The sequence below is a fragment of the Nocardia sp. Tas62D01 genome, from assembly GCF_055232035.1.
Genome location: NZ_JBUYUZ010000001.1, coordinates 7,480,480 through 7,502,059, shown reverse-complemented (window position 1 = coordinate 7,502,059; position 21,580 = coordinate 7,480,480). Strand labels below are relative to the sequence as shown.

Genomic DNA, 21,580 nt, shown 5'->3' with positions numbered 1-21,580 from the left:
TCGGTAGGAGCAGAGTGGCGACGAGTACCTCAACAGCACTGCGTGCACATGCAACAGCACGGAAAGAAGCGCCGTGAGAATTGCGATTCCGCTCACCGGAACCCGCGGTGACGTACAGCCGATCGTGGCACTGGGGCTCGAGCTGCGGCGGCGTGGTCACGACATACTGCTGGGCGCACCGCCCAACCTGGTCGATTTCGTCACCAGCACGGGGCTCGCCGCCCGCGCGTGTGGCCCCGATGTACAGCAGCTCTACAGCTCGGAGGCCGGGCAGCAGGCGCTGGCGTCGGGGAACACGTTGCGGCTGATGCAGCTTGTCGCACGACAGATGGCCGGTTACGCGGTGCAGATGAACAGCGAGGTCATCGACGTGTGCGCGGATGCCGACCTGATCGTCGCCAGCACCGTCACCGAGGATCGGGCGAGTTCGGTCGCCGAGGCGATGGGCGTTCCCCTGGTCTCGCTGCACTATTTTCCCTGCCGCAGTAACAGCGCCTATCCATTCCCCGGCGCGTTGCCCCCACATTGGAATCCGCCCGGTCCGGTCAATCGAGCCACCTGGGCGCTCGCCGAGAATATGCGCCGCGTGGTGTTCATGCGCTACCTCAACGACCTGCGCGCACAACTAGGGCTGCCGAAGTCGTGGGCGAGCACGGCCGCAGTGCTGGCCAGCGAGAACGTCCCGGAAGTACAGATATACGACCCAGCGCTGGTTCCGGGACTACCGCGGCAATGGGACGGGCGCAGGCCGTTCACGGGCTTCCTGACGCTCGATCATGCGGCCCGCGAAGCCGTCGGTGACCTCGCGGGCGACCATGCGGGCATTCTGTCCTGGATCGACCAGGGGGAACCACCGGTGTTCTTCGGCTTCGGCAGCATGCCGATCCGGGACACGGCCGCGGTGTTGGCCACGGTTTCCGAGGTATCCGCGCGACTGGGTGTGCGTGCGCTGGTTAGCGCGGGCTGGAGCGATCTGGACATCGCGAACGCGCAAGTCGGCGCGGACGTCAAGGTCGTCGGCCCTTTCGCGCACGACATGGTTTTTCCGCGATGCGCCGCGGCGGTGCATCACGGCGGTATCGGGACATTGTTCGAGAGCCTGCGCGCCGGACTACCCACACTCGTTTGCTCGGTCTCGTTCGAGCAGCCGATGTGGGGCGGGCAGGTCGAACGCCTCGGCGTGGGTGCGCATATCAGGTTCACGCAGCTCACGGCAGCCCGCCTAGAGCAAGGCATGGCCTCGATACTTACGCCGGAACGTCGCACCCGCGCAGCGGAATTCGCGAAAACCCTGAGCACCGACGACGCGAGCGGCCGCACCGCCGACATCGTCGAGGCCACCGCCCGGTGATCGCGCACGTTTTCGCCGACTCGGCCGTGATGTTCCGGCGCTGTGCCCGGCATACCCTGCGCAGCCGGGACACACTAGTCATCTCGCTGCTCATGCCGGTCCTGGTCATGATGCTGTTCACCTACGTCTTCGGCGGGGCCATCGACGTGGGCGGGCCCTACCTGGACTACGTGGTGCCCGGAATCATGCTGCTGTGCACGGGATTCGGCTCGTCGATCACGGCAACCAGCGTGTCGACGGATATGACGAAGGGCAGTATCGACCGGTTCCGCACGCTGCCGATCTTCAAGCAAGCCGTACTGGCCGGACACGTCACCGAGGGCGCCATCCGCAATCTGGCGGCTATAGCGATCGCGGTCGCCGTCGCGATCGTCCTGGGCTACCGGCCCCATGCCGGGCCTGTCGAGTGGCTCGCGGCGCTGGCGGTGATCGCACTGTTCGTCGTGTCGATCACCTGGATCGCGGTCGCGATGGGACTGCTCGCCAAGAACCCGGAAGCGGCCGGTGGGCTCACCTACGCGATCATGTTCATCCCGTACATCAGCAGCGCGTTCGTTCAGACCGCGACCATGCCGGGGTGGCTACGCAGTTTCGCCGACTATCAACCGGCAACGCCAATCGTGGACACGGTGCGCGGCCTACTCAATTCCACCGGCACCGGACACGAAGCCAGTCTCGCCGTATTCTGGTGCATCGTCCTGACGGTGACCGGCTTCGCCTGCGCGAGCGTCGTATTCAGCCGATTGTCGCGCCGCTGATCATCTCGGCCCAGTTCGACCACCGGGTGTCTTCCGCTACGTACGCCCGACTGCTGCGTAGAACGAGATTTGGGCGTCCATTGCTCGAGGCGGGTCGAGGGCTGGACGCCAGCGGTGCGGTACTTCGACGCCCGGGTCCATCAGGTCCAATTCCTGGAAGAACAGCTCGAATTCGTCGCGACTGCGAACTCGGAGATCGACGCCGCCCTCGCGACAGATGCGAACGATGCGGGCGAAGGTATCCGGATCGAAGTCGGCGGTGGCGTGCGACATCACCAGGACCGAGCCGGGCGCGAGCGCGTCGATGAGGGTGGCGACGATTCCGTAGGGGTCGCGGTAATTGGGCGCGAAATGCAGCAGAGCGATCAGGCTCGTCGCTGGCTGCCGCGGCTGTTATTGCAGCGGCGCCGTAATCTCGTTCGTACGCCCCACGTACTCGTCGTTGATCAGGTGGTAGGCCTGGCCTAGATCGGTGATGGCTCGCTGCCAGCGGGCTTCGGCATCGACGTTGCCTGGGTGGCGGCTCAGCGAAAGCAACGCTGCGGCGGCGTCAGTGGAGCGAGCCGCGGCCTCGAGCAGAACCGGCGCGGGGTCGACTGTCATGTCGAGCGCCAGGGCTTCGATTCGGTCACGCAGCCAACGGGCGTCGAAATCTGCTTGCTCGCAGGCATTCTCACCGTGCACCGGCTGGATGCTCATGGTGGCGGCGTGCACGATTTCGTCGTCGGTCATGGTCGCGGTGATCACTCGCCGCAGTTCGTCACTGACCGTGCGATGCAGCAACCCTACCAGCACGGCGCGCTCCGCGCGCTGCCCTCGGGGCTCCGCGTCGCTGCCCTTGGCACCGATCTCCGCAGGGTCGATATGCAGAATCGCCAACACGGCCCGCAACTGCGCGATGGTCACCATCATGTACCCCTCCCTGTTCGTCACAGCGGCACTCGGCCGCACCAGTGGACCCTCGCAACTCGGCGGGCTCCAGACCAAACCAGCAGACCATTAACCGACCAGTAGCCACCGAATATCATCTCGTATGTCCTTCAGTCGGCCGCTGCCGCGGCCAATGCCAGATCCGCCCCTGCGAGCGGTGCGCCGGCGTTGTTCAGCGCGCCGACCAGATGATTCGACAACATTTCGCACAATGTGGCCAATTGCCCCTTCTGATCCGGGTCGAGTGCGTCGAAAACCAGGCACCGCACCGTGTTCAGGTATTCCGGGGTCGCTTGGGCTACCTTCTGGTAGCCATCCGGAGTGAGGATGACATACACCCCTCGACGGCTGGCGTCGGCGCTTCGATGCGCCAGGCCCGTCCGCTCCAATTTGGACACGACGTGCGACAACCGCGAAATCGATGCATTGGCCGCGCAGGCCAAATCAGTCATACGTAGCCGATGGTCAGGCTCTTCGGACAGCAGCGCCAGCACGCGGTATTCGAAATGGGTCACACCGAATTCGCGCTGCAAGCAAGTATCGAGGGCGCTCGGCAGTCGCGTCGTCAGCGTCATCATCGCCTGCCAGGCCCGCTGTTCGGTGGGGTCGAGCACCTCCGCCATGTCCTGCCCCCTTTTCAGCCGAGTGACATGGAGCCCACTGTTCGCATTGTGCTTGTTGTCGACGCAGCCGCCTACGTTTGCCACACCTTCGCTGGACCCGAGCACCTTATACATATGAACGCCGCTTGTCCGCAAAATCGACAAATGACGGGATCTGAACAACCGCGCGACCGAGGCTGAGGCGCGTGCTCGACAGGAGTCCGACTGCATGCCAAGTATTCGGTGCCGACTCGACTCAGGGTTGGTGGCCGAACGGGTCAGCGCGCTCGTCCGTGGTGGCGGACATTTCGGCGCAGTAGTGTCGGTGCCGGGTGGCATCATCGGCGAATGGTTACCGTCCAGGACGTGCGCGGGCTGGCGCTCACCCTGCCTCGCTCATACGAGGCGATCGTGCGTGACCGCATCAAGTTCCGCGTCAGGCGGATCGTCTACGTCGCCTTCTCCCGAGACGAATCCATCATGGGCTTCGCCTTTCCCAAGGAGGAACGGGCCGCGCTCGTCGCCGCCGAACCGGAGAAGTTCCGCATGCCGCGGCAGTCGGATCAGCGCTACAACTGGGTCGACGGTGTGATGGCGGCGATCGACGCGGACGACATGCGCGAACTGGTCATCGACGCCTGGCGAATGGTCGTACCGAAAATCCTGCACGACCACCCCAGCACCTTGCACCGTGACGCTTGACCCTACGGTGTCAGCCCATAGACCTTGGTCATGACTATCGAAAAACATCGAGCCATCAGGAATCGCGGCGGTACTTCACAGACCCCGGAACGATGACGTCGCCTGGCCCGTACGCGGCGTTGTTCGACGAGTTGCCCGGCGACATCGCGGATCTCGCGGGCGCGGCGCAAGGGCTGATAATCCACGAGTATTCGCCATTCCCTGCGAGACCGAGGTGTTGTTCCCGCCCGGCACCCAATTCGAAGTCACCGACGTGACGTATAGATGCTCGGCTACGTCGATACCCTCGACAAACTGCACCTGCACGCGCAGCTGAATCAGTGCGCGCCAAGGAACTCGACGGCACGTGGCCGGTATTGACCCGACCTCGAGGGGGCTCGCACTACCCCGACCCCTCGGCGAGTCCGACGAAGAATGGCAGGCGCGGGACCGCGAGATCCACGACGCGACGGCCGAGTCACACCCGGACGAGGCTCCCGACGACAAGTAGCAGCGACACCAAGGAATATCCGTTGTCGCAGTTGGTCACCGAACGGTTCAGCGGCGCGGGCATGCACCGGTCGCATGGCCCAGTGCCGCCACTGGCAAGTGTTGGCACCTGACGGGAGTTGCCCCATCTGCCTGCGGGCGTGGACATTCGTGGTGCGAGAAGTTTGGATTCGGGTAAGGCATGGCGTGAGCCATGCCATGTCACACCCTGATTCGAGGGGAGCTACGATGAAGCGTTCCAGCCTCATTCTCGCCACGGCCGGCATCATCCTGGCCGGAAGCGCGGCCATCGAAGTGCTCGACAACGTCGGAGGACCGGCCGTGACACCGGCCGCCCATTTGTCCGATCAGCACCATGTCATCGGCACCTGTCACTAGCGCTGGTCCCGTCGGGAACCCGCGAACCCGGCTAGCATGCAGCCCATGGCGCAGAGCCGAAGGTGGCGTACGCCGGTCTTAGGAGCGTGTGTGGTTGCGATGACGGCGACGGGATGTGCTGGCGCGGTTGATCGCGCCGACTTCGAGGACATTGCGCGGCGATCGCGGCGTTGCGGGAGCGACTGGAGGTGGCGCACTTTCAGGCGAGCGTCATCATGTTGACCGCGCAACTCGTCCGCGTTTCGGCTGGTGGTGCCTGAGCAGCCCGGTCAGCTCACCCGCTTCCTGAACGACGAGCACGACATCGCGGGTCCGGAGGCGTTGGCGCGGTTGCGCATTCGGGTGCCGCAGCGGCCGGAACAGCTGGACGACTATACGTTCAGCCACGGCGCGCTGAGTAGTCCGGCACCAGTGCGCGTGTGGGCGTCCGCCGCCCATATTCTCCAGGGTGTTGGTGGGCACCAGCGGGTTCTGCGGCTCGGCGCCGATGGTCACAGGCACACCGTAGCTGCGAGGATGCTCCTCATGTTCACGCACGTTCTCGCCATCGATCTCGGCAAGACAGGCTGTCGTGGTTCCCTGCGCATCAATGGAAGCGAGACGCGCTACACCGAAGCCTCGGGCTCCCCCGGGCTCGCCAATGCCGGAGGCGTCGCCGCGGCGGAACGAACGATTCATGCTGTCATCGACGAGATAGCGCTGCCGGGAACGACTTTCGCACTGTCCGTCGGTGCTGCGGGTGCCGCTTCCGCGCCGGAGGCTGCCGCACTCCTCGCGCAGCACCTAGCCGATCTTTCCGGCGCCGCCTCGGTCGCCGTGACTTCCGACGCCATCACCGCGCACGCTGGGGCGCTCGGCGGTTCAGCGGGCGTGGTCTTGGCGGCGGGCACCGGAGCAGTCGCAACGGCGGTCGATCAAACGGGACGGTTCACCAGAGTCGACGGGTGGGGTCCGCTGCTCGGCGACGAAGGCAGCGGCGGATGGATCGGCATCGAAGGGTTGCGCGCCGCGCTGCGCTCGCACGATGGCCGCGGACCGAATACGGTCCTCGCGGCGAAGGTCGGCGAGCACTACGGCATCGCCCTGGATGAGTTGCCGAAATATCTTGGGCAACAGGGTAATCCCGCGCTGGTCGCCGCCCGCTTCGCCCCCGTCGTCGCGGCGGCCGCGGCGACCGATGGTGTCGCATCGGCCGTCATGACGGCCGCTGGACACGCGCTCGCGCGCACTGTCCTCGCAACGATAGACCGGTCCGGAATCCGCCCGCCGGTCCCCTATGCGATCACCGGCGGGCTGGCCAAGCTCGGTGCGGCGCTGCTGGATCCATTGGACGAGTCGATTGCGCATGCGATCGATCGTCGGGAATCTCGTGGTGGTCCCATCGACGGTGCGGCGCTGCTCGCCCTCGACACGGACACGATGCTCGAGGCAATGGTCGTGCGAATACTCTGACAATAATTGACAGCTACCGAGTGACCGCTGACACTTATTTTCATTCGGTCCGCCGCGTTACCCGGGAGCTGCGATGAACGCACTCAATCTCGCCGTCATCGTCGTCTACCTCGTCGTCGTCGCGTGGATCGGCCTACGGCTGTCCGGAAAGCAGAAGTCCAGCAGCGACTATTTCGTCGGTGAAGGCCGAATGCCGTGGTGGACCGTGTGTTTCTCGGTGGTGGCGACCGAGACCAGCGTGCTCACCGTCATCTCCGTCCCGGGTGGCGCGTACACCGATCAGGGCTTTGGCAACGTCGAACTGGCGCTCGGTTACATTATCGGCCGCACGATCGTCTCGATCGCCCTGATCCCGCTGTACAAGCGCGGCGGGTTCGTCAGCGCCTACCAGTACCGCGAGCTGCGATTCGGCCGCTATCTGCAGGGCGTCGCCTCGGTGACGTTCGTCTTCACCCGACTGCTCGCCGAGGGCGTGCGACTGTTCGCCTCCGCCATCCCGATCAAGTTGCTGCTCAGCGAGTTCGGCCTGAACTTCGGCTACGACGTCATCGTCGTCGTGCTGACGCTGCTCACGGTCGTGTACACCTACCTCGGTGGCATCAAGGCGGTGATCTGGACCGACGCGCTGCAGATGGGTCTCTATCTCGTCGGCGCGCTCATCGCGATCTGCGTGCTCACCGGTCACGTCGGCGCCTCCGGTTGGTCGGATGCGTTCCACGCGGGCAAGTTCCGCGTCTTCGACACCGATTTCGGCCTCGCGCACATCCTCACCAGCACCTTCGCACTCCCGACGGCGATCATCGGCGGTGCGATCTTCGCGATGGCCTCGCACGGCTCCGACCAGCTGATTGTGCAGCGCATTCTCGCTACGCGGTCGTTGCGCGCCAGCCAGAAGGCGATGATCGCCTCCGGTGTCTTCGTCGCCATCCAGTTCGCCGCCTTCTCTCTGGTCGGCGCGCTGCTGTGGTCGTACAACGGCGGCAAGTCGCCGAAGCAGCTCGGGCTGTCCAGCGCGGACAGCCTCTACCCAAACTTCATCCTGCACGGGCTGCCGGTGGTGATCTCGGGGCTGTTGGTCGCCGGAATCCTCGGCGCCGCAATGGGTTCACTGTCCTCGGCGCTGAACTCGATGTCGAACTCGACCGTCGCGGACATCATTCGCAGTCTCTCGCGCAAGACGCTGTCCGACGAGACACTGCTCGAGCTGGCCCGTGTGATGACGCTGGTGTGGGCGGTTCTGATGGCACTGTTCGCGATGGGGTTCAGCGCGACGACCGGCAACGTGTACCTCACCGCGCTCACCATCGCCGGATACACCTACGGCGCGTTGCTCGGCGCCTTCCTGCTCGGCCGACTCATCAAGCGCGCCAATCAGTTCGACGCGATCGTGGCCTTTGTCGTTACGGTGATCGTGATGACATTCGTCGTGCGGGTCGTCAAGATCGACGTCACGGTCGCGGGAAAGGTGACCGAAAAGGGCATCGCCGCACAGTGGCTCGTGCCCATCGGCGTGATCGTCACGCTGGTCGTCGGCGGGGTTACGAGCCGCTTCCATGCCGCGCCGGAACCCACACCGTCGGAACCGATCGAGGCGGTGGCGTAGTGCGCGTCATCGGGTTGATGTCGGGGACCTCGCACGATGCGATCGACGCGGTCGGCGCGGATATCGTGCTGCAGGAGGACACCGTGCGCGTCCACCTGGTCGGACAGCTCAGCCGGTCCTACCCCGAGTGGTTGCGCGCCGAGCTCATCGCCGCGCTGCCGCCGGGATCGGTCGACATGGCCGCGGTCTGCCGACTCGATACCGCGATCGGGCAGGCATTCGCCGACGCGGCCGACGCGGCCGTTCACGAATTGTTCGACGGCACAGCAGATCTCGTCGCTTCGCACGGTCAGAGCGTCTACCACGAGGTCGCCGACGGAAGAACGCACGGCACGCTGCAACTCGGCCAACCGGCGTGGATCGCCGAGCGCGGGCAGGTCGACGACGAACTGCTGAAAACCCTCCTCTACCGCGCGGCACCGCCCAAGTCCACCGGCAAGGAACTGTTCAACCGCGCGTATCTCGAGTCCGTGCTGCGAGACCGCGCTATACCGGCTGACGATATCGTCGCCACCGTGACCGCGCTGACTGCACACACCATCGCCGACGCACTCGCACCCTTCGGACCCACCGAGGTCATCGCGTCGGGCGGCGGAACTCGCAACCCTACGCTGATGTCGATGCTGCGCGAGCAGCTGAGAACCGCCGAGCTGTGCACCTCCGACCAGCTCGGTCTGCCGTCGGCGGCCAAGGAGGCCGCGGCGTTCGCCGTGCTCGGCTTCCTCACCGCGCACGGTCTCCCCGGCACACATCCCGCATACACCGGCGCGAAGCGTGCGACAGTGCTCGGTTCGATCACCCCCGGCACCGCGGGGCTCGATTTCTCGGCGGCGTGTACCGCCCCACTACGACTCACACTGGCCGGGTGAACCATGCCCGACGGTGACGACGTCCGCTTTCGCCTGCTGGCGGCCCTCCCCCGGCTCACGCCGTCCGGGCTGAAGGTCGCACGCGTGATCCAACACGACCCGGCGGGCGCCGCGCAGCTGACCGTGAACCAGCTCGCCGAACGGGCCGCGACCAGCACGTCCGCGGTCGTCCGGCTGGCCAAAACACTTGGCTACGACGGCTATCCGCAATTGCGACTTGCGCTCGCCGCAGCGGGCACCGAGTCCGGGACGCCGGTCTTCGCGACCGACATCGGCGCCGACGACGCGCTGTCGAAAGTCCTGCACAAGCTCACCGCCTTCGAGACCGAGGGAATGCTCGCGACCGCGGAACTCGCCGACCCTGAGACCATGGAAGCGGTCGTCGACGCCTTGGTCGGTGCGCGGCGCGTGCAACTCATCGGGATCGGTGCGTCGGGACTCGTCGCGATAGATATGGCGCAGAAGCTGACACGCATCGGAATGTGGTGCAGCGCTAGCACATCGGAGGACGACGCGCTCGTACAGGTGAGTCTGCTCGAGCCCGGTGACGTTGTCGTCGCCTTCTCGCATTCCGGCGAAACCGCTGCCGTTGTCGACGCCGCCACCCGCGCGGCGGGCGGGCGGACAACGACGGTCGCGGTAACGGCCGGAGCACAGTCCAGCCTGGCGAGAGCGGCGGCCCACACGGTGCTCGTGGCCGGACGCGAAGACGGTTTCCGTTCGGCGGCAATGGCGAGCCGGATGAGCCAGCTGCTCATTGTCGACGCTCTGTACGTCGGTGTCCTGCAACGCACACCGTCGGCTCCGACGGCGCTGCGGCGCACCTATGACGCGGTCGCCAATCGTCGCACCAGGGAGACCGAATGACGCTCCGTTGAGCAGGGCTCCGGGCCGAAGCACGGAGAGACACATCGCGCGGCGCCCATCGTGCCGACGCGGTCCGGAAACCCAAGCAAAGACACAGGAGGCACGATGAGCGAGATCGGATCACTGACCACCGAGCTGTCGAACCCGCGCACCGGCGCGCTGGACTCCATGTCGGTCGATGAACTGCTGCGTACGATGAACACCGAAGACGCGGGAGTGGCTTCCGCCGTGGCACAGGCGATTCCGGAAATCACACGGGCCGTCGAGCTGATCGTCGATTCACGGCGGCATGGCGGCCGGTTGATCTATGTCGGTGCGGGCACCAGCGGCAGGCTCGGCGTACTCGACGCCGTCGAATGCCCGCCGACCTTCGGCACCGATCCAGGCGAGGTAATCGGGATCATCGCGGGCGGCCAAGGCGCGTTCGCGAAGGCGGTCGAGGGCGCTGAGGACGACCCCGCCCGTGCCGCTCAGGACCTGTCGGCGAACGCACTCACCGCGACCGATGTCGTTGTCGCACTCGCGGCGAGCGGACGCACGCCCTACGCCATCGGGGCGCTGGACCACGCACGGTCGGTCGGCGCCGCGACCGTCGCGGTCTCCTGCAATCGCCACGCCGAATTGAGCGCCCACGCCGACGTCGGCATCGAAATCGAGACGGGCCCAGAGGTTTTGACCGGCTCCACCCGCCTCAAGGCCGGCACGGCGCAGAAGATGGTGTGCAACATGCTCTCGACCGCAACCATGGTTCAGGCGGGCAAGGTGTACCGCAATCTGATGGTCGACGTGCACCCCACCAATGCCAAGCTGGTGAACCGTGCCCGCCGGATCGTCGCGGAGGCCACCGGCGCCGATTCGGCCACTGCCGCTTCGCTTCTGGACGCGGCCGGTGGACACGCGAAGACCGCCATCGTCATGCAGCTGGCGAGAGTCGATGCGGCGGCGGCGCGGAAGCTGCTCGACGACGCGGTCGGGTACGTACGCACCGCTGTCGGCGACAACGGGTAGCCGACACGAACCGGCCGCTCTAAGCTTGATTTTTAACCTCTAACTGGCAGCCGTGGTGGTCTTACCGACCGCCTGGTGTGGTGCGCGTCGGATGTTTTTTGCGCCGGGCGGGCGTCCGGGACCCGGCCGTGAGGGTTTCGGCGCGCGGGCCGGAAGAGCGGTTGTCGGGCGGAGGTGGCGAAATCCCCTGCGGACGCGGGCTGGGGTGAGGCGGCTGGGGCTGGTTGGTTTTCTCTCCCAGGGGTGGCGGAGGTCTTCGGTGAGTCCTCGGGCGAGGCGGAGTTGGGTGTGTGCGGCGATGATGAGCCAGGTCCAGCGGTCGGCGGCGGCGGAGTCGCGGATACGCGGCTTGGTCCACCCGAGGGTCTGTTTCAGGAACCGGAAGGTGTGCTCGATGTCGAAGCGCCGCAGGAAGGTTCGCCAGATTCGGTCGATAATGGCGGGGTCGGCGATGTCGGGTTGCGAACACCATAGCCACAGTGGTTTCGGGTTGCGGTCGCCGGGTAGCCGGTCCACCCGAAGCCCGATGACGACGCCCTCGATGATCGGCAGTTCCCCGTCGTGGTAGGCCCAGGATCCTCGGCGGGCGAGTTTGGGGTGCAGACGGTTCCATGCCGTCGCACGCACGGCGCCGTAGCGGTCGGTGTCGGTGGTGGTGACGACAGCGGGCTCGGGATGGGTCCCGGTGTCGGACAACGCGAAGTCGGGGCCGTGCTTGGCGGGACGGCCCCTCTTGCCCGCACGGGGTTCGGCGGGGAAGGCCAGGACGCGGTCGGAGCGTATTCGCCCGATCAGGACCACGGGCAGATCCGCGAGCTCGTATGCCAGGCATGTGATGTCGTAGCCCGCATCGAACACGATCTTGATGTGCGGGTCGCCGGGAACATGGAGGTCGGCGGCTTGCAGGCGTTGCACGACTTCCCGGATCTGGGCGGCGGTGACCTCGGTCGCGTCGTCGTCGGGGTGCAGCCGTATCGCGTCGAGGATCGTGGTCCAAGAGGTCCGGCCGGGCTCCAGCGCGGCGACGTAGGAGAACAGCCAGCCCGGGATCATCTGCGCTTGCCCCCTGCCACGGCCATAGACATGGCAGAACGATCGATCGGGGCTGGTCGCCGCGTCGGGACGCAGCCACGGACTGGCATCGACGGCCAGCATGATCGCACCTTCGTCGTCTCGCCCGACCGTGGTCGTGGCGGTGATCGCGCGCCGGAGCCGGGCGATGTCGATACTTCCGGCGTTCAGACCGTCGTAGAGGGCGCCGTGGCCGCGTCGATATTCCCCGGTCAGACACAGTCCGACCAGCGTGGTGACCGGTCCGTCGTCGCACAGCACCGCGTCGGTGAGTTCGAACAGCGCGTCGGCGCGCGCGGTCAGGCTTTCATAGAACGAATTGCGGAACGCCGCAAGCGATTCCGGTCCCGACGGGCGCGCCGACTCGACCGGACGAAATACTTCGGGCACACTGACAGGCACGGCCACCACAACTTCTCATCAGGCTCTTTAGCGGGAACCCGACGATGATGATGCGGTGGCCGCTCCATGTCACGGCGACACGCCGAAATTCGTCCCTAAATCAACACGGCAGCAACACGTTTCGATGATCGAACCGCTCCAACACCGACCCGGACGGTCGGCGGGCAGTGACCCGGAGGTTAAAAATCAAGCTGAGGAGTTGCCGGGTCGGCCTGGCAGGTGATGTCCGTGTTCGGCAGCGCACCGTCGCTGAAGTAGCCGGTGTTGGCCAGCGCATCGTTCAACCGAAAGGAATCCAGCGCCTCCTCGCCGCACGGCTTCCAATGGAGACACTGGTGCCAGAACCGAAAGTCGCTATGATCATCCGCCGCCGCCAGCCCCGCGACAACAACACATCGAGCGACGGACCAACTCTTCATCGACACCCGAGTGACAGACCACTTGTGTTGGCCTGCAACACGTTACTTAGCCGCGACACGCATGGGACACTACCAGTCGGGCTAGGGGCAATTGGTCGCGAGCGGACCGCCGCGCAGCGCGGAGTCGATCAGTTGCTGCATCGCGCCGTCGATGGGCTCATCGGCGTGGTCGACCTGACGTCCGGGACAGAAGGACTGGATGCTCCTGTTGGTCGCACCCGGCAGCGGGTTCTTCTCTCCCCCACCGCCTTCGGTGAACAGGTGGTAGGCGGGCAGGGCTGGCGGGATCGCCGGATCGGCGTTGAGCGCGTTGATGAATGCGGAATCCGGAACGAGATCTCGGCAACCCGGATACACGGTGTAGCACAGCAATCCGAGCTGTTCCCCTTGCTCAGGGGTGCCGTAGTCGACGTAGGTGCCGACTTGATCGAGGCCGCCCAGAAATTTGACGAAGTGGCGCTGGGCGAGTCCGCCCATGGAGTGGCCGACGAGGTCGACCTTCCACGCACCGGTCTGTCGCTGGATCTCCGCGACCTTGTCGGCAACTGCCTGCGCAGAGTCCGCGATCGCGGCGGATCCGGTCGGGTTGCCGGGCAGCACCATCGAATAGGCGGGATACCCCCGCCCACCGAGCCACGCCCGCAGGCTTTCAAGCTTGTCCTGATTGGCGTCGTATCCGCCGATCACCAACACCGGATTCGGGCCACCAGCAGCGGCGGCGGCGTGGCCCGCGGCCAATCCCATTGCCGCGCACAACAAGACGGCGGCCAAGCGTGTGATCCGTGTGAGCATGTACGTCGACCTGCCTTCGGAAACGGCCCCCCGTTTGTCCGCACGAACCTTACCGTCGGCGATGCGAACCAGCGCGCGCCGACCGACTACAGGAGTCGGCGGCGCCGCGCGGTGTCCACCGATGGCGGCACGGTAGTCGAACTCAGTCCACCAGTCGGGCAGGAAATCCGCCGGTAGCGATAGGCCCCCAGCGTTCGATGTGGATTCGGATCAGGGACTTGCCCTGACGGTGCATGGCGGCACGGTAGTCGTCCCAGTCGGGGTGCTCGCCGGAGATGCTGCGGTAGTAGTCGACCAGGCCATCCAACGCGTCCGGCATGTCGATCACCTCGGCGCGACCATCGACCTGCACATAAGGACCATTCCAGTCATCGGACAGCACGCAGATCGACACCCGGTCATTGCGGCGAGCGTTCCTGGTCTTGGCTCGATCGGGGTAGGTGGACACCACGATTCGACCGCCGGAATCGACGCCACAGGTGACCGGTGAGAGCTGCGGACCGCCCGCGGCCCGGACCGTGGACAGCAGGCCGTGGTGGCGGGTGCGCAGGAATTCGAGGAGTTCGGGCAGTTCGGCACGGTGTGCGGTAGCGATTGTGGGCATGGTTCAAACACTAGGCCCGCAGATCCGGGTGACACACCCACCCAGTCCGCGACACCGCTACGGCCAGCACTGACAACTCAACGATGCTCCGCGGCGTAGTCGTCGATCTCGCGCAAGAACCCGTCCAACCGTGCAGGAGTGATCTACGATGCCCGGAACGAATTCTTGGCCAACGCGACCAACCGGTCGGCGTCGAGACCGGCGTGCTCGGCGAGCGCCACGTAGTTGTCGGCCGCGTACGCGTCGAAGTAGGACGGGTCGTCGCTGTTGATGGTGACCGCCGAGCCCCGATCCAGTAGGGCGATGATCTCGGTCGACTTCATCTTTTTGGTGACAAACGAATTCGAGACCGGACAGCAGGTCAGCCCGATGCCCTTGGCCTTGGCCAGCTCGACGAGTCGATCGTTCTCGACGATGTTGGTGCCGTGGTCGATTCGGTCGACGCCGATATCTTCGAGCGCCTGCCGGATGTGCTCGATGGAGTCGGCCTGGTCGACATCGCAGTGCATCGTGAGCAGAAAGCCCTCGGCGCGTGCGCGTTCGAAGACGGCCGCGAATTTGCTGGGCGGGTTGCCTCGTTCGTCCGAATCCAGGCCGACTCCGATGATCCGCTCGTTTGACGTGGCGGAGCGCGCCCCTCGCATCTGAGGATCCGTTCCTTTAGGCTGCAATCGACTTCACTTGCTGTGTCTTCGCCGCTGGTGTGCTCGGATCCTCGTGCGAGAGGCGCGGCTACGAAACCCGACGACGGAATGGACAACCGAATGAACTTCCGCGGCACCACTGGAGCAGTGATCCTGGCCATCGGTACGGTGACCGTCGGCGCGGGCACCGTGCACGCCCAGCCGGCCGCCGCGCCCGCACACCAGGACATCTCCTACTCGGTCAAGCTGGTCGGCAAGACGGTCGTAACCTCCCTGAAGGGTGGAACTTTCGAGACGTCGAAGGCACTCGGGGATCAGCTCGCCGCCGGGACCGACAGCAGGCTGGTCGACCAGGACGGCAAGCTCGTCGACTCGGCGGGCAAGGTCGCGGATATCGCCGACGTCGTCGATGTGGTCGATGTGAAGGACAGCGACGGCCACACCGTATTGACGCTGCCGCTGGACTTCCGTGTCGCCGACACCGGTATACCGGTGCAGTCGGAGCTGACGAAGGATTCGACGGTCCTGGAGTTGACGCCGCAGAAGCCCGAGGGGCTCACGATCTCCCAGCCGCTGGTCGCCAAACCGGTGGCATCGCTTGTCGAAAACCAGCGCGCCCGTAATGAATTCGCCAGCCAGTTCGGTTTGGCCACCGCCATCGGCGGCTTCATCGGCACCGCCCTCGGGGCGACGATCGGCTGCGTGCTCACCATCGCCGCGGGCTGCATCGCCGGGTTCGTCACCGGCGCCGGCATCGGCGGCATCCTCGGAACGGTCATCGCGGGCGGCCCGGTTCTCGTCGCCGCCGGCATCGACTTGCTCACCACCCTGCAGGCCGCCGACGGCACCACCAAGTGGGCAGACAAGCCGGAGCAGATCGTCACACCCACCTCGGCCCAGCCGAAGTAGTCCTGCCGTGAGTGCCTGGATGGGGCTGGTCTCGTTCGCCGCCGTGGCCGGGCTGCTCACCCTGGTTCCCGGTTTGGACACTGTCCTCGTCCTGCGGGCCGCGATTGTCCGAGGGACTCACTACGCCTTCGCGACCGCGCTCGGCATCGGCAGCGGAGTGCTGCTGTGGGGTGCGGCCGCGGCATGCGGACTGTCGGTGCTGCTAACCACCTCGCACCTGGCCTACACCGTGTTGCGTGTCGCGGGCGCAATCTATCTGGTCTGGGTCGGCGCCAAGACGTTCTACGATCTGTGGCGCAGTGACGGCGCCAGCGTCGGTGCGGACGGCGGCGGCGATACGACCGGCGGCCTGCTGCGGGCGTTGGCGCGCGGCACCGGGACCAACCTGCCAAACCCGAAGATCGGCGTCTTCTACATCGCGATGCTGCCCCAATTCATCCCGGCGGAGGCGCCACACCTCGCGATGGGTCTGGCGCTGGCGGTGGTCCACGACATCGAGGGCATGCTGTGGTTCAGCGTGCTCATCTACGGTGTCCGGTTCACCAGAAACTGGGTTGCCCGCCCCTCGGTCAAGCGGACGATGGAGGCGTTCACAGGCTCGCTTCTGCTAGTATTCGGACTGAAGCTCGCGTTGTCCGACACCCCCTGACGCACCGAATCCGGTGGGGTCGGCGTCACCGGGATGAACTATTCACCGCCGCGGATCGTAGTGACCAGTTACGGATGGCGTAGCCGATCATCCGATGTCCATAGGATTCGAGGTGTGTGATGCATCTATTGACTACCGATGCCAACGCCGGACCGGAGCCGGGCAGTAGCGGCGCGATCGTTCTCGGCATTTTTCGTATTCTCGTCGGCCTCTCGTTCGCCCTGCACGGGCTTTCCGGGCTGTTCGGGATACCTGTGGCACCAAACGGTGGCCAAACCGCCGCCTTCGGCAGCTGGCCGAATTGGTGGGCCGGAGTCATCGAACTCGTCGCAGGCGCGTTCGTGACGCTCGGTATCGGCACCAGAATCGCCGCACTATTGTGCTCCGGCGCGATGGCCTACGCGTTTCTGTTCGTACATTTGAAGCACGACGGGGTGCTGCCAATGCAGAACGGCGGTGAAACCGCTGTGCTGTTCTGCTGGTCGTTCTTCCTTATCGCGGTGATCGGTCCGGGGGCGTTCGCGCTGCAGACGGTGATATCGCATACCGCTCGCTCGGTACGGCACTCCACCGGTGCCGGAGTGGCGGCGACGCCGAGTTAGCTCGCGCTCCCGGTCGCCTGTCGGCGCAAGCATGCAGAGCGACCAGTACGACCGCGCAACCTGTTGAGGGCAGGGCGCGATAGCGATTCGGCTGGATCATGTTTCACACCGGCGCGCCTGCTCGATCGGTGTCAGAGCGCGGTCGCGGTCGATCGCCCGGCGTCGTGCCCACGGCGGCCAGCGTCCCGGCGGATCGCGTCATTGCCGCAACGGCATTGACGGCCCCATCGTGGCCGGTGTCGAATGGGGCGGCAGCGGCGTGAACGGCTGATGGTGCTCGATCGGCTCGACGTTGTAGGCGACATAGAGCGAGACAATGATCAGGAAAGCAGCCGCGAGCATCCCGAGAACAGCTCTGACAATCGCGGCGCCGCGGAGCCATTTGTCCAGCCGCCGACGCCTCACCAACCGATTGTCTGTCGGCATTCTTCTCCCTCGAGGATGGGCCTTTGGTGGTCGAATCGCGGAGCACCGGTAGACCGTTACCGTCGAGTGTCACCGTGAACCGACCGGTTCGAACAATGCGGCCCCGGTGCGTTCGTCCATTCCCGCTGTTGCGCCCTGGACTCGAGCCGGATGAAGCGCCGTCACCAATTCGGTTGGGTGTCAGAGTGTTCCGCGTCGGTTCGCGGCGATCCGGTCGGTTTGTTCGGTTTGTTCTGGCGCGCGGAAGCACGCTCACTGCGCCACCGCGAGACGATGTCCTCGGCATCCACCGGCGAGACCGGAACATGCGGCCCGTGCGGCAGCCGCAACCACTCGACGATGCGCCGGTTCAACTCGGCCACCGCATCGCGGACCTGCCGTTCGGTATCCAACTCCCGCGCCGTCTCCGGGAGCTGCTCGACATCACGCCGCAACACCAGCGACGGCGGCAACATGCCGTCGGCCCGCACCCCTTCACGCCGCAAGTAGTTCGTCAGCCACCAATTCTCGTCATCAACGGCACCGGACCCGGGAATCGGCTTTCCACTCCCCCGAAGATTATCGAACTCACCGCGCTCGGTCGCCTCGCGAACCTGCTTGTCGATCCACGACTCGAAGTTCATCCCCAATGGTTTGCGCTCGGTCATTGCGACTGCTTCGACGGAACGTACATACCTCAATATTACGGAAGGTCTGATGTAGACAGCGTGCTCGTCCTGTCCCACTACGGGTTCTCGCTGGACCCGCCCGTCATGTAGTGCAGCAGCCGAATATCGAACGCGCGGTCGACGTCATCGTCGCCGCTCCAGGGCAACCGGGGAGCCGTGTCGAGGTAGTTTGCCACCGCTGGATACTCGGCGCGAAACCGTGTGTCGTCGTCGAGGAGGGTGGCGAGCTCGTCTCGTCGCTCAGCCGACAGCAGGAATTCGGTCACTTCTCGATTCTGATCGAAACCGGACCTCCGCCGCCTCAGCAACGGCTTCGCAGACCTACTCCGCGACCGCGGACCGATGACCGTGCCCCAGATGAGCCGCGCGCAAGCCCTGAGCCGCCAGTTCGTGCAGCGCATGGTCAACGACGCCGCCGCGACCAACCTGCTCGAAGCCCTCCCGAATCCACAACACCGGCGATCCCCCCTCATCGCCCTGACCGCCGCAGGCAGCGCGGCCATCACCGCCGCAGCCGTCCGTGAACACGCCCTGCTCCGTCAGGTCGGCGGCAACCTCACCGACACCGACATCGACTCCTGCCTAAGGGTTCTCAACCGGATGCAGCAACTCTTCGACGATGTCGACATGAACGGCTGATCCTGTGCAGTGTTCCGGGTTTGCGTCGCCAGGGTCCTCGGCGGGAGCGGGCAGCGTGCGCTCGCGCCGTCAGCTGGTCGGGTATCCGAGCCCACACAGTGGCTCGACGATCGCTCCCATCCCTGTGATTCAGCGAATGGTCGCTGTGCCGCCCAGTGCCCGCTTCGATCGGGACCAGCCGAATGTGAGGGCTACTGCGCCCGTACATCGGTGCGGGCGTCGCGCTGTACGACACCATGGGTGGCGCGCGAACGTTGCCGATGCACCGGCACCTATCCCGCACGCGGGCACTGGAATTGGCGCCCGCGCTTCGCGCCGACGCGATGATCGGCGCCATCCGCTACTTCGACGCGCAGGTCGACGGCGCGCGCCACACCACGACGATTGCCCGCACCGCCGCGCAACACGGTGCGACGGTCCTCACCCGCACCAAAGTCACCGGCCTGCTGCGCGATGGCGCCCGGGTGATCGGCGCTCACGTCACCGATCTCGAATCCGGTCGCGAATACTCCGCACGCCCGCCGCGTGATCAGCGCGACCGAGGTGTGGACCGACGAGATGAACCGGATGACCGGCGTCGAATTCCCGTTTCACGTGCGCACTTCCAAGGGCGTGCACATTCTCGTGCCGCGCGAACGACTCGACCTGGACACCGGGCTGATCATGCGCACCGAGAAGAGCGTGCTGTTCGTGATCCCGTGGGACAACCATTGGATCGTCGGCACCACCGACACCGATTGGTCGCTGGACAAGGATCACCCGTCGGCCAGCCACGCCGACGTGCATTACCTGCTCGACCACGTCAACGCGGTGCTCCGCGAGCCGCTGACCCGCGACGACATCGTCGGCACCTACGCGGGACTGCGCCCGCTGCTGTCCGGCGCATCCAGCAACACCGCACGCTGTCACGGGAACACGCTGTGGCCGAACCGGTTCCGGGCCTGTTCGTGATCGCGGGCGGCAAGTACACGACCTACCGGGTGATGGCCGCCGATGTCGTGGACGGCGCGGTCGAGGGCCTCGGCCGCGCCGCCGCACCCTCGGTGTGACTGAGCACCTGCCGCTGCTCGGCGCGGTGGGCTACCAGGAACTGGCGGCCGACCTGGACAGTGTCGCGCAGTGGGCCGGACTGCCCACGGCGACCGTCGAACGACTCCTCGGACGCTACGGCTCCGCCGTCTCCGATCTGTTCGAGTTGATCGCCGCCGATGCCGACCTCGGCAAGCCGATCCCCGGCGCGGACGAGTACCTCGCCGCCGAGGCCGTCTACGCGGTAACCCACGAGGGCGCACTGCATCTCGACGATGTGCTCACCCGCCGCACCCGCATCTCCATCGAATCCCCGGACCGCGGTCTGGCCGCCGCCCCGAGATCGCGTGGCTGATCGCCCCCCGCCTCGGCTGGGACGCCTCGGTCACCGACCGCGAGGTCGCTCGCTACCGCGACCGAATCCGGGCCCCGAACTGACGGCAATGTGGACGCGGCTAGCTGGAACGCAACACCAGAACGGTGATCTCGCTCGGTGCGAACACTCGCAGCTGCGGTCCCCAGAATCCGGTGCCGCGGCTCGTGTAGAGCTGGGTGCCGTTGCCATGGCGGCTCAGGCCGGCCACCACGGGCTGCTCGAAGCGAACCAGGTAGTGGAAAGGCCAGATTTGGCCGCCGTGGGTGTGTCCTGAAATCTGCAATGCGACACCCGCCGCCGCCGCATCGACGACCTGCCTGGGCTGGTGAGCGAGCAACACCACCGGCAGCTGCGGGTCCGCGCCGCCGAGGGCAGCCGAAAGGTCCGGGCCGTGCCCGTCCAGCCCGACGCCGGTGGGATCGTCGATGCCCGCCATGACCAGCCGGTCGCCGCCTCGGCTGATCGTCTCGTGCTGGTTGCGCAGCGGCTGCCAGCCGATCGATGCCATGTGCTCGATCCAGCCCGGCGCGTCGCCGAAGTACTCATGGTTGCCGGTGATGTAGAACTTGCCGAGCTCGGCCTCGACCTTGCCGAGCGGGTCGACCTGGCTGCGTCGCTTCGCGACCGAACCGTCCGCGAGATCGCCTGCGTGACAGGCGATATCCGGACGCTGTGCGTTCACGACGTCGACGACCTGCTCCGACCAGCGCAACCGATTCAGCGCGGCGAAGTGGGTGTCGGTGATGACCACCAGGCGCAGCCCGTCGAGCCCCGGTCCCAGCTTGGGAATCGATACCTCGCGCGTGCGGACCCGCGGCACCCGTCGCGCCTCGATCACGCCCCACACCGTCAACGCGACCGCAACCGCGAGCACGCCGACCGCGACAATGCGCGAGCGGGCCGGATTGTCCACACCCGCGACGGCCAACCCCAGCCCGACGATGTTGCCGATCACCGACCAGCTGAACACCACCCACATCACCCCGAGCAAGGTGTCGCCGACGACCGACGCGGCATCCGACTGCGCGGGCCCGTGCCCGAGGAACATCGACAAGGGCAGGCACACGAATCCTACGAGGAACAGCACGGAGCCCACCCAGAACAGCGGGCCGGCTCCCTCGGTGGGGGCACCGACCAACGTCCACCAGGGCAGCAGGAACAGCACGGCGGGAATCGCCAGAAACAAGATCAAACGCGGAACGTACTTCAACAGGGGTCATCCTCGTCGGCACGAATGCAGCGCACGGTCCACCCCGCCCGGCGCCCTGGGCTCTATCGACGATAACAGCGCCGACGTCCGTCACCGGCAACCACGTCCCCCCGCTGGCGACAGCCCCGAGG

30 protein-coding genes and 1 pseudogene are annotated in these 21,580 nt (G+C 65.9%); 18 read left to right on the top strand and 13 right to left on the bottom strand.

Features of this window, described 5'->3' with window-relative positions; genetic code table 11:
- Positions 1-73: 73 nt before the first annotated feature.
- The gene (locus ACV7NQ_RS35960) at positions 74-1,351 is read left to right on the top strand and encodes a glycosyltransferase (protein WP_463363625.1); all 1,278 of its coding nucleotides are present in this window, start codon (positions 74-76) and stop codon (positions 1,349-1,351) included.
- Positions 1,348-2,109: an ABC transporter permease gene (locus ACV7NQ_RS35955; protein ID WP_463363624.1), complete on the top strand. Its 762-nt coding sequence runs from the start codon at positions 1,348-1,350 to the stop codon at positions 2,107-2,109. Before ACV7NQ_RS35960 ends, ACV7NQ_RS35955 begins: the two co-directional genes overlap by 4 nt.
- 36 nt (positions 2,110-2,145) lie before the next feature.
- On the opposite strand, the gene ACV7NQ_RS35950 is transcribed toward ACV7NQ_RS35955, so the two are convergent.
- The 3 genes from ACV7NQ_RS35950 to ACV7NQ_RS35940 all read right to left on the bottom strand — a co-directional run bounded on the left by ACV7NQ_RS35950 (position 2,146) and on the right by ACV7NQ_RS35940 (position 3,662).
- Positions 2,146-2,475: an SAM-dependent methyltransferase gene (locus ACV7NQ_RS35950; RefSeq protein ID WP_463365952.1), complete on the bottom strand. Its 330-nt coding sequence runs from the start codon at positions 2,473-2,475 to the stop codon at positions 2,146-2,148.
- Between the two features lie 27 nt (positions 2,476-2,502).
- Positions 2,503-3,021 (bottom strand): hypothetical protein, encoded by a 519-nt coding sequence (locus ACV7NQ_RS35945; RefSeq protein WP_463363623.1) that lies wholly within the window; start codon positions 3,019-3,021, stop codon positions 2,503-2,505.
- A 128-nt stretch (positions 3,022-3,149) separates the two neighbouring features.
- Positions 3,150-3,662: a MarR family winged helix-turn-helix transcriptional regulator gene (locus ACV7NQ_RS35940; RefSeq protein ID WP_463363622.1), complete on the bottom strand. Its 513-nt coding sequence runs from the start codon at positions 3,660-3,662 to the stop codon at positions 3,150-3,152.
- Between the two features lie 327 nt (positions 3,663-3,989).
- Here ACV7NQ_RS35940 and ACV7NQ_RS35935 point away from each other — a divergent pair, with 327 nt between their 5' ends.
- The 3 genes from ACV7NQ_RS35935 to ACV7NQ_RS35925 all read left to right on the top strand — a co-directional run bounded on the left by ACV7NQ_RS35935 (position 3,990) and on the right by ACV7NQ_RS35925 (position 5,210).
- Complete coding sequence (locus ACV7NQ_RS35935) at positions 3,990-4,343, top strand: MmcQ/YjbR family DNA-binding protein (RefSeq protein WP_463363621.1); 354 nt, start codon at positions 3,990-3,992, stop codon at positions 4,341-4,343.
- 346 nt (positions 4,344-4,689) lie between these two features.
- Positions 4,690-4,833: a hypothetical protein gene (locus tag ACV7NQ_RS35930; protein WP_463363620.1), complete on the top strand. Its 144-nt coding sequence runs from the start codon at positions 4,690-4,692 to the stop codon at positions 4,831-4,833.
- A gap of 227 nt (positions 4,834-5,060) precedes the next feature.
- Positions 5,061-5,210, top strand: coding sequence for a hypothetical protein (locus ACV7NQ_RS35925; protein WP_463363619.1), 150 nt, complete (start codon positions 5,061-5,063; stop codon positions 5,208-5,210).
- 213 nt (positions 5,211-5,423) lie between these two features.
- Here the strand turns inward: ACV7NQ_RS35925 and ACV7NQ_RS35920 are convergent, their stop codons facing one another.
- On the bottom strand, positions 5,424-5,705 hold the full coding sequence (locus tag ACV7NQ_RS35920) for a hypothetical protein (protein WP_463363618.1): 282 nt from the start codon (positions 5,703-5,705) through the stop codon (positions 5,424-5,426).
- 30 nt (positions 5,706-5,735) lie between these two features.
- On the opposite strand from ACV7NQ_RS35920, the gene ACV7NQ_RS35915 reads away from it, so the two are divergent.
- From ACV7NQ_RS35915 to murQ, 5 genes are all read left to right on the top strand, one after another.
- Positions 5,736-6,662: a BadF/BadG/BcrA/BcrD ATPase family protein gene (locus tag ACV7NQ_RS35915; RefSeq protein ID WP_463363617.1), complete on the top strand. Its 927-nt coding sequence runs from the start codon at positions 5,736-5,738 to the stop codon at positions 6,660-6,662.
- Positions 6,663-6,735: 73 nt separating this feature from the next.
- Positions 6,736-8,265 (top strand): sodium:solute symporter, encoded by a 1,530-nt coding sequence (locus tag ACV7NQ_RS35910; protein ID WP_463363616.1) that lies wholly within the window; start codon positions 6,736-6,738, stop codon positions 8,263-8,265.
- Positions 8,265-9,134: an anhydro-N-acetylmuramic acid kinase gene (locus ACV7NQ_RS35905; protein ID WP_463363615.1), complete on the top strand. Its 870-nt coding sequence runs from the start codon at positions 8,265-8,267 to the stop codon at positions 9,132-9,134. Before ACV7NQ_RS35910 ends, ACV7NQ_RS35905 begins: the two co-directional genes overlap by 1 nt.
- Positions 9,135-9,137: 3 nt before the next feature.
- Complete coding sequence (locus tag ACV7NQ_RS35900; RefSeq protein WP_463363614.1) at positions 9,138-10,001, top strand: MurR/RpiR family transcriptional regulator; 864 nt, start codon at positions 9,138-9,140, stop codon at positions 9,999-10,001.
- Positions 10,002-10,106: 105 nt separating this feature from the next.
- On the top strand, positions 10,107-11,009 hold the full coding sequence (gene murQ, locus ACV7NQ_RS35895) for an N-acetylmuramic acid 6-phosphate etherase (RefSeq protein ID WP_463363613.1): 903 nt from the start codon (positions 10,107-10,109) through the stop codon (positions 11,007-11,009).
- A 39-nt stretch (positions 11,010-11,048) separates the two neighbouring features.
- On the opposite strand, the gene ACV7NQ_RS35890 is transcribed toward murQ, so the two are convergent.
- The 5 genes from ACV7NQ_RS35890 to ACV7NQ_RS35870 all read right to left on the bottom strand — a co-directional run bounded on the left by ACV7NQ_RS35890 (position 11,049) and on the right by ACV7NQ_RS35870 (position 14,941).
- The gene (locus tag ACV7NQ_RS35890) at positions 11,049-12,488 is read right to left on the bottom strand and encodes an NF041680 family putative transposase (RefSeq protein ID WP_463358523.1); all 1,440 of its coding nucleotides are present in this window, start codon (positions 12,486-12,488) and stop codon (positions 11,049-11,051) included.
- Between the two features lie 173 nt (positions 12,489-12,661).
- Positions 12,662-12,907: a hypothetical protein gene (locus ACV7NQ_RS35885; protein WP_463363612.1), complete on the bottom strand. Its 246-nt coding sequence runs from the start codon at positions 12,905-12,907 to the stop codon at positions 12,662-12,664.
- Between the two features lie 75 nt (positions 12,908-12,982).
- Positions 12,983-13,693, bottom strand: a complete 711-nt coding sequence (locus ACV7NQ_RS35880; protein WP_463363611.1) for an esterase/lipase family protein — start codon at positions 13,691-13,693, stop codon at positions 12,983-12,985.
- A 142-nt stretch (positions 13,694-13,835) separates the two neighbouring features.
- A complete protein-coding gene (locus ACV7NQ_RS35875; protein WP_463363610.1) occupies positions 13,836-14,297 on the bottom strand; it encodes a PPOX class F420-dependent oxidoreductase in 462 nt (153 codons plus the stop codon).
- Positions 14,298-14,440: 143 nt separating this feature from the next.
- Positions 14,441-14,941: an adenosine deaminase family protein gene (locus ACV7NQ_RS35870; protein ID WP_463363609.1), complete on the bottom strand. Its 501-nt coding sequence runs from the start codon at positions 14,939-14,941 to the stop codon at positions 14,441-14,443.
- A 120-nt stretch (positions 14,942-15,061) separates the two neighbouring features.
- On the opposite strand from ACV7NQ_RS35870, the gene ACV7NQ_RS35865 reads away from it, so the two are divergent.
- From ACV7NQ_RS35865 to ACV7NQ_RS35855, 3 genes are all read left to right on the top strand, one after another.
- Positions 15,062-15,850: a hypothetical protein gene (locus tag ACV7NQ_RS35865; protein WP_463363608.1), complete on the top strand. Its 789-nt coding sequence runs from the start codon at positions 15,062-15,064 to the stop codon at positions 15,848-15,850.
- A gap of 7 nt (positions 15,851-15,857) precedes the next feature.
- On the top strand, positions 15,858-16,499 hold the full coding sequence (locus tag ACV7NQ_RS35860) for a LysE family translocator (RefSeq protein ID WP_463363607.1): 642 nt from the start codon (positions 15,858-15,860) through the stop codon (positions 16,497-16,499).
- Between the two features lie 128 nt (positions 16,500-16,627).
- Positions 16,628-17,101 carry a DoxX family protein gene (locus tag ACV7NQ_RS35855; RefSeq protein ID WP_463363606.1) on the top strand — a complete coding sequence of 158 codons (474 nt, stop codon included), beginning with the start codon at positions 16,628-16,630 and terminating at the stop codon, positions 17,099-17,101.
- Between the two features lie 198 nt (positions 17,102-17,299).
- Here ACV7NQ_RS35855 and ACV7NQ_RS35850 read toward each other — a convergent pair whose 3' ends face one another.
- The 3 genes from ACV7NQ_RS35850 to ACV7NQ_RS35840 all read right to left on the bottom strand — a co-directional run bounded on the left by ACV7NQ_RS35850 (position 17,300) and on the right by ACV7NQ_RS35840 (position 18,461).
- Entirely contained in the window at positions 17,300-17,443 is a 144-nt protein-coding gene (locus tag ACV7NQ_RS35850) for a hypothetical protein (RefSeq protein WP_463363605.1), read from the bottom strand.
- Between the two features lie 245 nt (positions 17,444-17,688).
- The gene (locus ACV7NQ_RS35845) at positions 17,689-18,174 is read right to left on the bottom strand and encodes a DnaJ family domain-containing protein (RefSeq protein ID WP_463363604.1); all 486 of its coding nucleotides are present in this window, start codon (positions 18,172-18,174) and stop codon (positions 17,689-17,691) included.
- 77 nt (positions 18,175-18,251) lie between these two features.
- On the bottom strand, positions 18,252-18,461 hold the full coding sequence (locus ACV7NQ_RS35840; RefSeq protein WP_463363603.1) for a hypothetical protein: 210 nt from the start codon (positions 18,459-18,461) through the stop codon (positions 18,252-18,254).
- Positions 18,462-18,552: 91 nt separating this feature from the next.
- Between ACV7NQ_RS35840 and ACV7NQ_RS35835 the strand changes: the two genes are divergently transcribed.
- The 5 genes and pseudogenes from ACV7NQ_RS35835 (at position 18,553) to ACV7NQ_RS35815 (ending at position 20,218) form a co-directional block, all read left to right on the top strand.
- Positions 18,553-18,834: a hypothetical protein gene (locus tag ACV7NQ_RS35835; protein ID WP_463363602.1), complete on the top strand. Its 282-nt coding sequence runs from the start codon at positions 18,553-18,555 to the stop codon at positions 18,832-18,834.
- A 236-nt stretch (positions 18,835-19,070) separates the two neighbouring features.
- Positions 19,071-19,259 (top strand): annotated as a pseudogene (locus ACV7NQ_RS35830) (glycerol-3-phosphate dehydrogenase); the annotation flags it as partial.
- 100 nt (positions 19,260-19,359) lie between these two features.
- Positions 19,360-19,785: an FAD-dependent oxidoreductase gene (locus ACV7NQ_RS35825; protein WP_463363601.1), complete on the top strand. Its 426-nt coding sequence runs from the start codon at positions 19,360-19,362 to the stop codon at positions 19,783-19,785.
- Positions 19,755-19,883 (top strand): hypothetical protein, encoded by a 129-nt coding sequence (locus tag ACV7NQ_RS35820; RefSeq protein ID WP_463366133.1) that lies wholly within the window; start codon positions 19,755-19,757, stop codon positions 19,881-19,883. The genes ACV7NQ_RS35825 and ACV7NQ_RS35820 overlap by 31 nt, the downstream gene beginning before the upstream one ends.
- Entirely contained in the window at positions 19,880-20,218 is a 339-nt protein-coding gene (locus tag ACV7NQ_RS35815) for a glycerol-3-phosphate dehydrogenase C-terminal domain-containing protein (protein ID WP_463363600.1), read from the top strand. The genes ACV7NQ_RS35820 and ACV7NQ_RS35815 overlap by 4 nt, the downstream gene beginning before the upstream one ends.
- Before the next feature lie 100 nt (positions 20,219-20,318).
- Here the strand turns inward: ACV7NQ_RS35815 and ACV7NQ_RS35810 are convergent, their stop codons facing one another.
- Positions 20,319-21,449 carry a metallophosphoesterase gene (locus ACV7NQ_RS35810; RefSeq protein ID WP_463363599.1) on the bottom strand — a complete coding sequence of 377 codons (1,131 nt, stop codon included), beginning with the start codon at positions 21,447-21,449 and terminating at the stop codon, positions 20,319-20,321.
- Positions 21,450-21,580 lie beyond the last annotated feature (131 nt).

Bases quoted from the DNA above. Each gene is read 5' to 3' on its own strand.
- ACV7NQ_RS35945 (WP_463363623.1), bottom strand. From the start codon at position 3,021: ATGATGGTGACCATCGCGCAGTTGCGGGCCGTGTTGGCGATTCTGCAT.
- ACV7NQ_RS35940 (WP_463363622.1), bottom strand. From the start codon at position 3,662: ATGGCGGAGGTGCTCGACCCCACCGAACAGCGGGCCTGGCAGGCGATG.
- ACV7NQ_RS35935 (WP_463363621.1), top strand. From the start codon at position 3,990: ATGGTTACCGTCCAGGACGTGCGCGGGCTGGCGCTCACCCTGCCTCGC.
- ACV7NQ_RS35925 (WP_463363619.1), top strand. From the start codon at position 5,061: ATGAAGCGTTCCAGCCTCATTCTCGCCACGGCCGGCATCATCCTGGCC.
- ACV7NQ_RS35915 (WP_463363617.1), top strand. From the start codon at position 5,736: ATGTTCACGCACGTTCTCGCCATCGATCTCGGCAAGACAGGCTGTCGT.
- ACV7NQ_RS35910 (WP_463363616.1), top strand. From the start codon at position 6,736: ATGAACGCACTCAATCTCGCCGTCATCGTCGTCTACCTCGTCGTCGTC.
- ACV7NQ_RS35900 (WP_463363614.1), top strand. From the start codon at position 9,138: ATGCCCGACGGTGACGACGTCCGCTTTCGCCTGCTGGCGGCCCTCCCC.
- murQ (WP_463363613.1), top strand. From the start codon at position 10,107: ATGAGCGAGATCGGATCACTGACCACCGAGCTGTCGAACCCGCGCACC.
- ACV7NQ_RS35880 (WP_463363611.1), bottom strand. From the start codon at position 13,693: ATGCTCACACGGATCACACGCTTGGCCGCCGTCTTGTTGTGCGCGGCA.
- ACV7NQ_RS35875 (WP_463363610.1), bottom strand. From the start codon at position 14,297: ATGCCCACAATCGCTACCGCACACCGTGCCGAACTGCCCGAACTCCTC.
- ACV7NQ_RS35870 (WP_463363609.1), bottom strand. From the start codon at position 14,941: ATGCGAGGGGCGCGCTCCGCCACGTCAAACGAGCGGATCATCGGAGTC.
- ACV7NQ_RS35865 (WP_463363608.1), top strand. From the start codon at position 15,062: ATGAACTTCCGCGGCACCACTGGAGCAGTGATCCTGGCCATCGGTACG.
- ACV7NQ_RS35850 (WP_463363605.1), bottom strand. From the start codon at position 17,443: ATGCTCGCGGCTGCTTTCCTGATCATTGTCTCGCTCTATGTCGCCTAC.
- ACV7NQ_RS35845 (WP_463363604.1), bottom strand. From the start codon at position 18,174: ATGACCGAGCGCAAACCATTGGGGATGAACTTCGAGTCGTGGATCGAC.
- ACV7NQ_RS35835 (WP_463363602.1), top strand. From the start codon at position 18,553: ATGAGCCGCGCGCAAGCCCTGAGCCGCCAGTTCGTGCAGCGCATGGTC.